The organism is Geitlerinema sp. PCC 7407 (genome assembly GCF_000317045.1).
In the GTDB taxonomy this organism is placed as follows: Bacteria; Cyanobacteriota; Cyanobacteriia; order PCC-7407; family PCC-7407; genus PCC-7407.
Map to the genome: position 1 here is coordinate 749735 of NC_019703.1, position 12484 is coordinate 762218.

Below are 12484 nucleotides of genomic sequence, written 5' to 3' on the forward strand. Positions count from 1 at the left end.
ATTCGTCTTTTCCGGCTCCAGCCTAGCAACTAGGACCAGCGACTGAGGAACTTTAGCAGGGCCTGCGATCGCGGCGTCAGCTGGGTGCGGCGGTAGGCGTCTGCCGCTTTTTTGATCGCCTCGGCCTGGGTGGGATAGGGGTGAATCACCGTCGCCAGCTGGTTGAGGCCGATCCCGCCCACCATGGCCGTGGTCACCTCGCTGATCATCTCGCCAGCGTGGCGGGCCACGATCGTCGCCCCCACAATGCGATCGGAGTGGGCCTCGTGGTGCAGCTTCAGCAGACCCTCGGTTTCGCCATCGGCGATCGCCCGGTCCACCCGCTCAAAGGGAATCGCGATCGTCTTGATCGCCCGCCCCTGCTGGCGCGCCGTCGCTTCGTCCAGGCCCACGTGGGCCACCTCCGGATCGGTGTAGGTCACCCGTGGGATCACCAAGTCGCTCAGCTTGGCCCGCCCTAGGCCGAAGGGCGCAAAGAACGCATTGCGAATCAGGATCCGGGCCGCCGCATCGGCCGCATGGGTAAACTTCCAGGCCATGCAGACGTCCCCCGCCGCGAAGATGCGGGGGTTGGTGGTTTGCAGCGCGTCGTTGACCTGAATGCCGCGATCGCCGTAGGCCACGCCCGCCGCCTCCAGATTCAGCGACTCCACATTGGGCACCCGGCCAGCCCCCACCAAAATTTCATCCACGACGAGGGTCTCCCCGCGCCCCGCTGTCGTGCAGGTGATTTCCTTGCCCGCAGGCGTTTTCTGGACTTGCTGAATCTGGCTGCTGAGCACCAAACGGATGCCTTCGCGCTGGAACTGGCGCTGCACCAGGGCCGCCGCCGCCGGATCCTCTTTGCTCAGCAGATGCTCTCCCCGCTGAAACAGCACCACCTCACAGCCCAGACGCCGAAAAGTCTGGGCCAGCTCGCAGCCAATGGGTCCGCCGCCAATCACCGCCAAGCGTCGAGGCCGCTCCGTGAGGGAAAACACCGTCTCATTAGTCAGGTAGCCTGCTGCCGCCAAGCCGGGAATCTCGGGGCTAGCTGGCCGCGCTCCCGTGGCGATCGCCGCCTTCTTGAAGCGGAGCTGCGTGTCGCCCACCTGGACCGTGTCCGGCCCCGTGAACCGCGCCTCCCCCAAAAACGTGTCCACGCCCAGATTCTGGAAGCGCTGGGCCGAGTCGTGGGGGCTGATGCCCGCCCGCAGTCGGCGCATGCGGGCCATCACCGCCGGAAAGTCCACCTCCGGGGCCGCGGCCCGCACCCCAAACGCCTCTGCACCTTCGATCTCCGCCACCACCCGCCCCGAGCGGATCAGGCACTTCGACGGCACGCAGCCCACATTCAGGCAGTCGCCGCCCATCAGGTGCTTTTCGATCAGGGCCACCCTCAGGCCGATACCCAGGCCCGCCGCGCCCGCCGCCGTCACCAGGCCCGCCGTGCCCGCGCCGATCACCACGAGGTCGTAGCAGTCGGCGGGCGACGGATTCACCCAGTCCGCCGGATGGACCTGGGAAAGCAGTTGCTGGTTGTACTCATCCAGGGGCAGCAGAGTCCCGGCCTGGGTCGAGGAATTATGCATCAGGAGTTTCAGAGATTTTGGTTTGGAGGGCTTGGCGAGCGAGACGGGTGATATAGAGCGTGACGCCCAGGGTGGCCAGGAATCCCACGATGCGCAGGGTCCACTCTAGGGCCGGATTGCCCGGAGTTTCGCCGCTGCCCAGGGTGGCCAAGCTGCCCGCCAGGGAGCCGAGATAGACGTACAAAAGGGTGCCGGGAATCATGCCGACGAATCCTAGACAGTAGTCCCGTAGGGAAACCTGGGTCAGGCCGAGGCTGTAGTTGAGCAAATTAAAGGGGAAAACCGGCGAAAGTCGGGTCAAAATAACGATTTTTAGTCCTTCGCGGCCGATGGCTTCGTCGATGGCGCGAAAGCGGGGATTTTGGGCGATTTTGCGGGCAACCCAGTCTCGGGCCAGATAGCGGCCCACCCAGAAGGCCGCGATCGCCCCCAGGGTCGCGCCCACCAAGACATACAGCGTGCCCGCCAGCAGCCCAAACACCACGCCCGCCCCCAGGGTCAGCACCGAACCGGGCAGAAACGCCACCGTCGCCACGATGTAGAGCCCGATAAAGGCGATCGCTCCCATCGGGCCAAGGCCGTCAATCCAGGCCAGGGCGTCCCGCAAGAGCCCGGAGAGGTCTGCCAGGGGCGAGAGTTGGGCGATCGCCGACATCCAGAGAAAACCGCTGTCCACCATGGAGTTTTTCCTCAATAACCGCGCAAGGTCTGGCCAGCAGCGGCTCAACAGCGCCCGTTCCTTCGCAGGATAGCAAGAGTCTGATCGGGTCAGCATCTCTCGGGCGCGGCCAGCCCTCGAGGGGCGATCGCCCAGGCCAATATTTCCCCCAACTCCCGCCTTCTGCCGCCTCGGACGACCCCGAAGCAAAAACGGTATACTAGACCGTCGGATTCTGTGGCAGAGGAAGACCATGGCAATTCTGAGACTCGAAGACGGGACCACCTACACCGAGCTAGACGCGATCGCCCGCGAGCTAGCGCCGCTGAACGTCCAGCTCAACCACTGGCCCGTGAGCGATGATTCAAGGGCGCGATCGCTGCTGGCCCAATCAGCCCTGGACGCGGACGAGAAAGAGCAGGTCCTCCAGTCCCTAGACCACTACTTCGAGCAGCTGCAAGCCTCCGATGGCTACCAGTCGCGAGATTTGATTGTCTTGAATCCCGACATTCCCAACCTCGATGAGATGTTGGCGAAATTTATTCAGTGCCACACCCACGCAGACGACGAAGTGCGCTACATCGTCGATGGAGAAGGGGTTTTTGGATTTGTGCGCCCCGACGGCAGCCAGATCGCCCTCACCGTCCAGCCCGAGGAATTCATTAACGTCCCCGCCAATACCGAGCACTGGTTTCACCTCACCGCCAGCCGCCGCGTCAAGGCCGTGCGCTACTTCACCACCACCGAGGGCTGGGTGCCCGTGTACACCGGCACCGAAGTCCGGCTGCGTCCCGAGCAGCTGGTGGCCTGATGGCGATCGAGGTTGACTACCGGTTTCCGGCGGGCATCGATGCCCACAAGCAGGGCCAAGTGATCGCCGTGGGCCAGACCGCAGGCTCCTGGGACGAGCAGCGCTTTGCCCAGCAGTCGGCATCCCTGCGATCGCACCTAGCCGAGGTGGCCGAGGTGCGCACCGACGCCCAGGGCAGCACCGTCACGGTCCGCTTCCCCGAGAGCAACGTCGAGGGCGACATCGGCAGCCTGCTGACCATGATTTTCGGCAAGTACTCCATGGCTGGCCCCGCCAAAGTGGTCGGCCTGCGGCTGCCCGAGACCTACGGGCAGCGAGCCAAGTTTGGCATCTCCGGCCTGCGATCGCGCCTGGGCGTGAGCGATCGCCCCTTGGTGATGGCGATTTTCAAGCCAGCCCTGGGTCTTTCGGCCAATGACCACGCCGTGATCCTGCGTCAGGTGGCCTACGCGGGCCTGGACGTGATCAAAGATGACGAAATCCTGGGCGACTTGGCCAGCGCGCCGACCCTGGAGCGCCTGGTGGCCTGCCGCCGCGCCCTGGACGCCGTGAAGGCAGACACGGGCCGCACGGTGCTCTATGCGGTGAATGTGACGGGCCGAGCCGATCGGCTGCTGGCGCGGGCGCGCCAGCTCGTGGAGGCAGGGGCCAATGCCCTGCTGCTAAATGTCTTGAGCTATGGCTTCTCGGTGCTGGAGGCGATCGCCGCTGATCCTGCGATCAATGTCCCCGTGTTTGCCCATCCGGCCTTCGCGGGGGCTCTGTGTGGCGCTCCGGACCACGGCCTGAGCTACCCGATCGTCCTGGGCACACTGATGGCCCACGCTGGAGCCGACGCCGTCCTGTATCCGGCCCACTACGGCAGCTTGCCCTTCGATGCCCAGGACGAGGCCAGCATTCGCGACGCCCTGCGCCAGCGCAACGTGTTTCCGGTGCCCTCGGCGGGCATCCATCCCGGCATCGTGCCGCGCGCCCTGGCGGACTACGGCCACGACGTGATCCTGAACGCGGGCACCGGCATCATGGATCATCCCGCTGGCCCCGCCGCGGGGGTCGAGGCCTTTTTGCAGGCGCTGGCCCTGGCCAAACCCGGCGAGCCCTTTGACCGAGCGGCGATCGCCCCCCAGACGCCCTTGCACCAAGCCTTGGAAAAGTGGGGGTCCGCGTGAAACGAATCGTGTTCTGTGACTTCGACGGCACCATTACCGCCGAGGAAACCTTTGTGGCCATGCTCAAGGAATTTACGCCGGAGCTGGCCGCCCGCCTGATGCCGGAGATGTACGCTCTGCGCCTGACCCTGCGCGAGGGGGTGCGCCAGATGCTGGAGTCGATTCCGGCGGAGCAGTATCCGGCGATTTTGGCCTTTGCCCGCACCAAGGCGCTGCGGGCCGGGTTCGCAGACTTTCTGGATCTGCTGGAGGCCCAGGGGGTGCCCCTGGTGGTGATTTCCGGCGGTCTTCAGGGCATGGTGGAGACGGTCCTCGAGCCCTACCGGCACCGGATTCACGCCATTCACGCGGTGGAGGTGGGCACGGAGGGCGAATATTTGAGCGTGCGATCGCCCGCCGAAGGCGAGACCGAGCTGGTGGACAAAGTGGCCATCCTGGAACGCTACGGCGCTGACGAAGCGATCGCCGTGGGTGACTCGGTGACGGACTTAAACATGGCCCTCCACGCCCCGGTTGTTTTCGCCCGCGATCGCCTGGCCCAGTACCTGAGCGATCGCCAAAAGCCCTATTTCCCTTGGGAAACCTTCCACGATATTCGGGACACCCTCCAGCAGCGCTGGACCACCCCCGTCGCCTAGCGCCCAATCTTTTCTATCCTTTTGGGGCGGCTCGAGGGCTGGCCCCAGCGTTTTTTGGACCTTCTTTTTCGCCGCTATGAGTGCAGATCCTCGTTCGATTTTGGTTGCTGACGCCCGCCGCTTCTATGAGCAGGGCTGGATGGTCGGCACCGCTGGCAACCTCTCGGCACGCCAGCCCGACGGCAGTTTTTGGATCACGGCCAGCGGCCGCGACAAAGGGCAGCTCAGCACCGAGGACTTCATCCGCATCGCCCCCGACGGGTCCGTGGCCGAGCAGCCCCACCCGACGGCGCGCCCCTCCAACGAAACCTGCATTCACGAGGCCATCTACCAGCTATTTCCCGAAGCCCAGGCCTGCTACCACGTGCATTCGGTGCCCGCCAATCTGGTCTCCCGCCTGACCACGGGCGATCGCATTGCCCTGCCGCCCCTGGAGATGATCAAGGGCCTGGGCATCTGGGAGGAAAACCCCACCGTGCACCTGCCCATCCTTGCTAACCATCTTCAGGTGCCCCGTATTGCCGCCGAAATCCGCGATCGCTTTTCCCAGGAGGCGCCCGAGGTCCCGGCGCTGCTGATCCGCGATCACGGCATCACCATCTGGGCACCGGCGATCGCCGCCGCGCGCCACTACGTCGAGGTGATGGAATACATTTTTCGGTTCCAGGTGGCCGCCCAGCAAACTCCTGGCCTCGTCTGGTGACCCTGGCTGAACTCGCCGAAGTTCGCTGATCCCCGAGGACAGCGCGGCCCGCAGCGGCAATAATTGGAGTCGTCGACTCCTCTCGCCAAATATTCCTGTGACGATCCCAGACAACTACACGCCCCAAGAGTGGGATAAATTGAGCGACGCGCCGCTATATGTCGGGGGCGCGGTCATGGTCGCCGCCAGAAGCGGCTTCTTTGGCACTCTGCGCGAAGGCTTCTCGATGGTGTGCTCCCCCGGCGATCTGGCCAAGCAGTTTCCCCACAACGCCCTGATCCAGGGCGTGGTCAAGGAGGCCGCCCCCGAAGACCCCAGCGCGACTAGTTTCGCGAGCGATCGCGATCCCCAGCCCGAAGTCATCCAGGCAGAGGCCCTCGCCTGCTGCCGCACCGTCGCCGATATCCTGGCGCGCAAAGCCAGCCCCACCGAGGCCAACGAGTACCGGACCTGGCTGCTCCAGATCGGCTGGCGGGTTGCCAACGCGGCTCGCGAAGGCGGTCGGTTTGGGCTGGGGGGCCAGCGGGTCAGCGAGGCTGAGCTGGCCATTTTGCGCGACATTGCCGAGGCCCTCGGGCTGCCCCGGAGCGTTGTGGAGACTCTGGGACAGCCCTAGAAGCGCTGCCTAGTCGGCGAGGTCAAAGAGCACCGTCGTCATGTAGCGCTCGGCCCAGGCATCCCCAAAGGCTTTTTCGAGGACGCGGCGGGTTTTGTCGTTTTGCTGCTGCTGGGTGCAGTAGCGGCGCTGCCCTGCCAGGATTTCGGCGCGGGCCTCGGGGTCCGTCACCGGGGACTGGGCGATCGCCTGCTGACAGTGAATGTCCAAAAAAGCCTCGATGCGATCGAGGAAGACCGCTCCTTCCTCATCGCTGGCGGGCCGAATAAAGGTGCAGAACTCCGAGAAGATGCTGCCCCACTCTGGCAACTCTCGAGGCTGAGCAAAATTCGGGGTGGGCAGCGCGGCCAGGGCGCTCTGGTAGCCCGGCGGCAGCGACGAATCGGCGCTCACCGGCGACAAATCGGCGATCGCGGCGCTGATTTGGCCACGGCCCCCGACCAAGTCGGTGCCAAACATCGGCAAGGCGTACTCCGGCCGAGGAAACATCACGCAGTGCAGGATGTCCAAAGAGTTGCCCACCCGCGCCAGCTCTAGGTGCATCTTGCGGAACTGGGGGGTTTGGTAACAGCGATTTTCGATCACCAGGCGCTCGCCTTCGAGGCGGCCTTCGACATAGCCCAGGTCCTCTGGCAATGCGTAGGGCGACAGGTCCAGATGACGCTGCCAAACGGCCTCAATGCGATCGGCCAATTGATGAATCAGGGGGTGCTGCTGCTCTCGAAGAGAGGGTTGCAGGGTTTGCGACATGCTCCCAACCAACGCGACGTGTCCAGCTTGACATAATCACCGGACCGAATCCACGGTGATTCTTGACGCGTCGCTGAATTCTGCTACCCAGGGAGCCTGACAAAGCTTTGAGCAGCGCCGCCGCTTTTGGGCCTGATCTGTGGCTTACCGATTGCGTCTGCAACGCTGGCGGGCCTACTCGACGCTCAGGGGCAGGCTGGCTTTGGGACTGGGGCCGGGGTCGATGGGGAGGGCGACGGTGACCGTGGTGCCCTGGTCGGTCTGGCTGTCGATGTGGATCTGGCCGTGGTGGTTTTCGACGATGGCCTGGGCGATCGCCAGGCCCAGGCCCGAGCCGCTTTGCCGGTCGTCGTGGGTGCGGGCCGGGTCGACCCGATAAAAGCGATTGAAAATGTGGGGCAGGGCGCTGGCCGGAATGCCGATCCCGGTGTCTTTGACCTGGATCTGGAGGGTGGCGGGGTGACTGGGGCGCGATCGCCGCTCTAGGAGCACCTGCACTTGGCCGCGGGTGGGCGTGTACTGCACGGCGTTGCCGATCAGGTTGGTCATCAGGCGGGCGAGCTGGTCGCGATCGCCCTGGAGCAAAAAGCAGGTGTCGAGCCAGTCAGCACTGCCATTGGGAAGATCGGGGCTGGGTTCTGCTTCGAGGAGATCGAGGCTGAGGGCGATCGCCTTTTCATCTGCGATCGCCTGCTGCTCCTCCACCACCTCCATCAGCAGCTCGTCCAGGTAGACGGGGCTCCAGCGGGGCTGCACCATGCCGCTGTCCTGGCGGGCCAAAAAGAGCAAATCGTCCACCAGACGGCCCAGGCGGCGCGTCAGGCGCTCGACCACCTTGAGCTGCTGGCGCTGGGCGGGGTCCCAGTCCGGATCGGCCAAGGCCACCTGGACATTGGTCTGGATCATGGCAATGGGGTTGCGCATCTCGTGGGAGGCGTCGGCGGTGAACTGCTTTAGGCGCTGGTAGGACTCGCGCACCGGGGCGATCGCCAGCCCCGACAAAAACCAGCCGATCCCGCCCACCGACGCCACCGTCAAGCCCATGCCCAGGGTCAGGTCGAGGATCAGCTGGCGCGTGGGCTTGGTCACCTCAAACCACGGATGGCTCACCCGCAGATAGCCCAGCACCTGACGGCCAAACTGGATCCGCTGGGTGACCTGGCGCAGCAGGTGGTCGTCGCCCAGATGGACCGTTTCGCCATTGGCGTTGAGGTGCATGGGCACCGTCAGCGTCTCGGCAAAGGTCGACCACAGCAGCTCCCCCGTGGGGCTAAACCATTCCAGATCGATGTGGTCGTCGTCGAGGGTGTTGGCGTTGTTGCGAAAGCTGGCCTCCACGTTGACTTGTAGCTGAGTGCCGCTGCCCGTGGGCTCGATGACCAGCGATCGCTGCACCACCTCCACCACGTGGCTCAGGGTGTCGTCGATGCGCTCGATCAGCGTCGTGCGCACGTACAAGTAGAAACCGCTGCCAAACAGCAGCAGCAGCACGGCCGTGACGGTGGTGTACCACAGCGCCAAACGCCGACGGGTCGCCTGAAACATTGCCAACCAAGCCCAAAACGCCTCAGCCGAACCTAGCGGGCGATCGCCTCCTCCGTGACCACACTGGTCGAACCCTGCTGGCTAAGGAACTGCATCGCCTTGGCAATGAAGCCCGCACAGCGGTAGGGCGAGGTGCGATAAAACGTCTGCCAAGCCGCGGCCTTATGCTGATCGTAGTGGTTCTCGTGCTCCGGATGGTCCGCCAACCAGGCCAAGCGCACCGCGTGGCCGATCAGCACATCCAGCACGATGTAGTCTTCTACGCGCAGCGTCGGGTTGTGCTCCAAGATCGCCGACAGCTCCATCAGCGCCTCGACGTTCACCTGGCGGTACTCCGGAGCCGTGATCTTGTTGAGCAGGTGCTCCACCCGCAGCGCGAAGTTTTTCTCGCCGGGGGTCATCTCCGACAGGACGATGTGGCTTTCCAGGCGATTGCGCCGCTCGAGCTTGTCGCCGATCACCAGACCCCGACAGTGGCGCAGCACTCGCCACACCCCCGGATAAAAGTCCTTGGGCACGCGGTTGAGGGCGCCGTCGAGGTGACGGCGCTGGGCCCAGCCTTCGGTGGGGGTGGCGGGCTCCTGGTCATCGGGCAGGACCGCCCAGTCAATGGACTGCCCCGCTTGGCTGACGTGGAGAGACTCCTGCTGACGCAGGGTCTGGTTCATGGTTTCGTAGCCCGCCAGCACCCGCCGCAGATGGGTCTTGACCTCAAAGGGGCTCAGCTCCACCAGCTGCTCGTAGGCTTCGTCCTGGGTGAGCTGGCGATCGCGCGCCAGCTCCGCCACGATCAGCAACACCAAGTAGCCCACCCGCAGGGTCAAAAAGCCCTTGAACAGGTCGGGTTCTGCCTTGATCAGCACGCCCAGATAGGTCAAGATCTCCTGGGCCAAAACGCGATCGCGGATGTCCTCGCCGCAAAATTCCTCGATCTTCGCCAAAATCTCCGTGTTGGACATGGGCTTGGTGATCAGGGACGCCTCGCTGTAGGACTTGCCCACGGCGATCTGCTTTTGGCGCACCAAAATATCCGTCACCGTATCCGACAGGCTGATGTCCAGCTTTCCGACCAGGCCAGCGGTCCGCCGCACCACCCCCCACAGGCGCTGTTTGCTGGCGCGGCTGTAGACCTCTTCGAGCAGGTCGGCGACGGTCACCACCTTGTCGGGGCCGCCGAGCCCCGTCTCAAAGCTCAGCCCCTTGAGGCGGGCCAGGGTTTGCAGCAGCTCCGTCTGCTCGTACAGATTCACCGACTGGCGCAGGTTGTCGATCAGCAGGGTCGGGTTCGTCTCACACTCGAGGGAAAATTCCTGGGTGTAGCTCAGGACGCCCGTTTTGGACGGATCAAAGCTCAGGTAGTAGTGGCGCGGCTGGGCGTTTTGGAGGGAGGTCTGGCTGAACTGGAAATCATGGAGAAAGTCGATCCGCTCGGAGCCAGCGGTCAGCAGCAGTTGGTTGAGGGGGGCGAGCAGCACCTCGACGCCGTTGCAGTGGCCATTTTGCAAGTCCTGCATCAGCTCCAGCAGCGCGGCTTGGGCCGTTTCGAGCATGGTGTGGGTGAGCATCAGCACCATGGTGGGCCGTCCGTTGCGCTGCCAGTGGCGCTGGATGTAGGCCAGCTCGCTGCGGATCTGGGCCACCAAGAAGTGGTAGTCCAGGGTGAGATAAAACTGGGCCTGGTCCAAGAAGGCGGGCAAGAAGACGAGGGTGTTGCCCTGGATGCGAAAGACCTTGGAGGTGGTCAGGCTGCGCAGGCGGCGAATGGGCCGACCGCTGAGGTTGATTTTGTCGTTGCGGCCGACGTGGGCATAGGCGTGGGCCAGCTCTTCGGCCCGCCGCACCTGGATGGGCTCGACTTCTTGGGGGGTCTGGGTGGCGATGCCGTAGTCGGCGAGTTTCTCTTGTAGCTCGCTGTCTTCGGCCAGGAGGGCCACCTGGACGATGGGATGACGCTGGCGACCGGGGTGCAGGTGCCGCCCTAGGGGGTCAATGTCGCCGATGGCGATCAGGCCTTCTTCGAGCAGGTCGCCCAGCCAGTAGAGGCTCTGGGCCCAGACGAGGGGGATGTTGTCGTTGGGGAGGCGGGTTTGGCTGTGGGGCGATCGCCGTTCTGCCTCCACGCGGTCGGCGGGCACGTAGTACAGCTCGGGCAGGAGCTGGATGCCATTTTGCTCGACGCACAGCCCCTCTAGGCGCTGCTTGTAGTCGGCAGCCAGAGCGCGATCGCCCCGAAACAGCGCATCGAGCCGCAAATAGGTAAAAAAGAGCGGCCATTCACACTCGATGTGCTCAAACTGCCGCAGCTCCTCCGGCTCGTAGTGCAGGCGGCTCGTGTCCTCCAGGACCGTCTGGTGGCCGTCCCGCAAGAAGCGCTTGCAGCCGTAGCGGCCCGCCAGCTTATCGAGAATCTTGGTGCGGGTGCGCTCGATCAGCGCCTCATCCTCGATGGCAAAGGCCGGGAAGCTGATCACGCTCAGCAGGGCCGCATCCACTTCCTTGGAGCTGGACTCCCGGGGCAGCAGGGACCCGAGGGTAATCCGGGCGCGGGCGATCTCATCGCCCAGTACGTGGATCACCGAGGGCTGACTGCCCAGCACCCCAAACAGGTTCAGGCCGTCGATCGCTTCCAGCGCTGCCTTGGCGATGCCCACCGAGCTGGCATTCAGCTCCGCGTTGCCGTGATTGATCTTGTTGCCGCGCTCCCAGATCCCGTAGTCCGGGGTGCGGTAGGCCCGACCGATGTAGTAGACCAGGTTTTGCACAAAGTTCACTTCGTCGATGGTGTAGACGATGTGCAGCCCCGAAGCGGTCATCTGGGCCAGCATCAGCAAAAAGAGCGACGTCGCGTCTAGCTGAAGGTGGCCCCACTCGTCGTCTCCGACGACCGGTTCGCCGGTGTGGGTGTTGTACTTGGCGTGGAGGGCGTCGTCTAGGGCTTGGGTTTCTTTGAAGCGCTCGACTTTGGGGGCCTGCCGCATCATGGCGTAGAGCAGGCCCCGCATCAGCTTGACGACGCTTTGCTGGAGCTCGAAGGTGCGACCCGGATCTTTGTCGAGGTTGCGGTAGGCCAGGGCCAGTCCCCACACTGCCAGGATGCTGTAGACATTGTCGCGAACCCAGGCGTCGGTGTAGTTGCCGTGGCTGTTGATGGCGGTGCTGGCGGGTAATAGGCCGCTGATGGGGTTCTGTCTCGCGAGGATGACTGCCTGGACTTGCTGATAGTAGCGATCAAGATGAGCCAGGCGATCGGATGCAGTGCTGGGCATAAAGGCAAACCCGAAGAAACAGATGGAGAGGGAACAACTGAAAGCAATGAAGGCGCTAGGCTGCTAGAGCCTAGATCCAGAGAGCCGGGAGCAATCCCCAGCTCGAATGCATTTCTGGGCGATCGCCCGCGCTCAAGCGATCTGCCGCTGGGGAGAGGTGCTCTAGGACACCATTATGGATTCTTTTTAAGGTTGATTTAATATTTGCCGCAAGCTGGACTGGGGTGGAGGGTGCGAGGAGTCGAGGCCCTAGGGGGAGCTGTGGGGGCGATCGCTCTTCCGGAAGGTCGGTGGCGCTGGCCGGATAGATCCAGTGTGTCGCAGCGTGGGCGATCGCACTGTTGCAGAAGCGGCAGTTTGGCGCGCTAGCGCACAAGAACCATATCCACTGGCCCAAAAAGCTAACCCGCTGGCCCAGAGTCTTGAAGCGAGGGCGGGCGATCGGCTCAGGGGGCTTTTTCAAAGTCTTCCAAGCCTAGCGCTGAGGCTCCCAAACTATCAAGAAAAATCAGAGCCTAAGAGAGTAACGGCTCATTCCGTGGTTTCGCTCAATCTTCATTCGGAATCTCTTTATATTGTCCATAGCTTTACTGATTGAGCTTGTATTCAGGTTGGATATCTTGGTATCACATAGAAAGAAGAGTCTCGCTCCAACTCCCAATCTCCCTCACCCTTTCAAGTTATCCGCTACAAACTCAGGGCAAATTCGCTAGTCAAGAGGTGGGAAAAATGTCACTCCGATACAACAACAACCAAT

11 protein-coding genes are annotated in these 12484 nt (G+C 63.5%); 5 read left to right on the forward strand and 6 right to left on the reverse strand.

Going from position 1 to position 12484, the window contains the following annotated elements; translation table 11 throughout:
• Positions 1–29 precede the first annotated feature (29 nt).
• Positions 30–1571, reverse strand: coding sequence for a mercuric reductase (locus tag GEI7407_RS03175; protein ID WP_015170683.1), 1542 nt, complete (start codon positions 1569–1571; stop codon positions 30–32).
• Positions 1564–2226, reverse strand: a complete 663-nt coding sequence (locus tag GEI7407_RS03180; protein ID WP_051030832.1) for a TVP38/TMEM64 family protein — start codon at positions 2224–2226, stop codon at positions 1564–1566. Before GEI7407_RS03180 ends, GEI7407_RS03175 begins: the two co-directional genes overlap by 8 nt.
• Before the next feature lie 256 nt (positions 2227–2482).
• Here GEI7407_RS03180 and GEI7407_RS03185 point away from each other — a divergent pair, with 256 nt between their 5' ends.
• The 5 genes from GEI7407_RS03185 to GEI7407_RS03205 all read left to right on the forward strand — a co-directional run bounded on the left by GEI7407_RS03185 (position 2483) and on the right by GEI7407_RS03205 (position 6166).
• On the forward strand, positions 2483–3040 hold the full coding sequence (locus GEI7407_RS03185) for an acireductone dioxygenase (protein ID WP_015170685.1): 558 nt from the start codon (positions 2483–2485) through the stop codon (positions 3038–3040).
• Positions 3040–4209: a RuBisCO large subunit C-terminal-like domain-containing protein gene (locus GEI7407_RS03190; RefSeq protein WP_015170686.1), complete on the forward strand. Its 1170-nt coding sequence runs from the start codon at positions 3040–3042 to the stop codon at positions 4207–4209. The genes GEI7407_RS03185 and GEI7407_RS03190 overlap by 1 nt, the downstream gene beginning before the upstream one ends.
• Entirely contained in the window at positions 4206–4847 is a 642-nt protein-coding gene (locus GEI7407_RS03195) for an HAD-IB family phosphatase (protein ID WP_015170687.1), read from the forward strand. Before GEI7407_RS03190 ends, GEI7407_RS03195 begins: the two co-directional genes overlap by 4 nt.
• 76 nt (positions 4848–4923) lie before the next feature.
• Positions 4924–5550, forward strand: coding sequence for a methylthioribulose 1-phosphate dehydratase (gene mtnB, locus GEI7407_RS03200; RefSeq protein ID WP_015170688.1), 627 nt, complete (start codon positions 4924–4926; stop codon positions 5548–5550).
• Between the two features lie 97 nt (positions 5551–5647).
• Positions 5648–6166 carry a hypothetical protein gene (locus GEI7407_RS03205; protein ID WP_015170689.1) on the forward strand — a complete coding sequence of 173 codons (519 nt, stop codon included), beginning with the start codon at positions 5648–5650 and terminating at the stop codon, positions 6164–6166.
• A 9-nt stretch (positions 6167–6175) separates the two neighbouring features.
• Here GEI7407_RS03205 and GEI7407_RS03210 read toward each other — a convergent pair whose 3' ends face one another.
• The 4 genes from GEI7407_RS03210 to GEI7407_RS20915 all read right to left on the reverse strand — a co-directional run bounded on the left by GEI7407_RS03210 (position 6176) and on the right by GEI7407_RS20915 (position 12190).
• A complete protein-coding gene (locus tag GEI7407_RS03210) occupies positions 6176–6916 on the reverse strand; it encodes a phycocyanobilin:ferredoxin oxidoreductase (RefSeq protein WP_015170690.1) in 741 nt (246 codons plus the stop codon).
• A gap of 174 nt (positions 6917–7090) precedes the next feature.
• Positions 7091–8461 carry a cell wall metabolism sensor histidine kinase WalK gene (locus GEI7407_RS03215; protein ID WP_015170691.1) on the reverse strand — a complete coding sequence of 457 codons (1371 nt, stop codon included), beginning with the start codon at positions 8459–8461 and terminating at the stop codon, positions 7091–7093.
• Between the two features lie 32 nt (positions 8462–8493).
• A complete protein-coding gene (locus GEI7407_RS03220; protein WP_015170692.1) occupies positions 8494–11727 on the reverse strand; it encodes a glycoside hydrolase family 15 protein in 3234 nt (1077 codons plus the stop codon).
• Positions 11728–11797: 70 nt separating this feature from the next.
• Positions 11798–12190, reverse strand: coding sequence for a hypothetical protein (locus GEI7407_RS20915; protein WP_150109716.1), 393 nt, complete (start codon positions 12188–12190; stop codon positions 11798–11800).
• Positions 12191–12484: the final 294 nt, after the last annotated feature.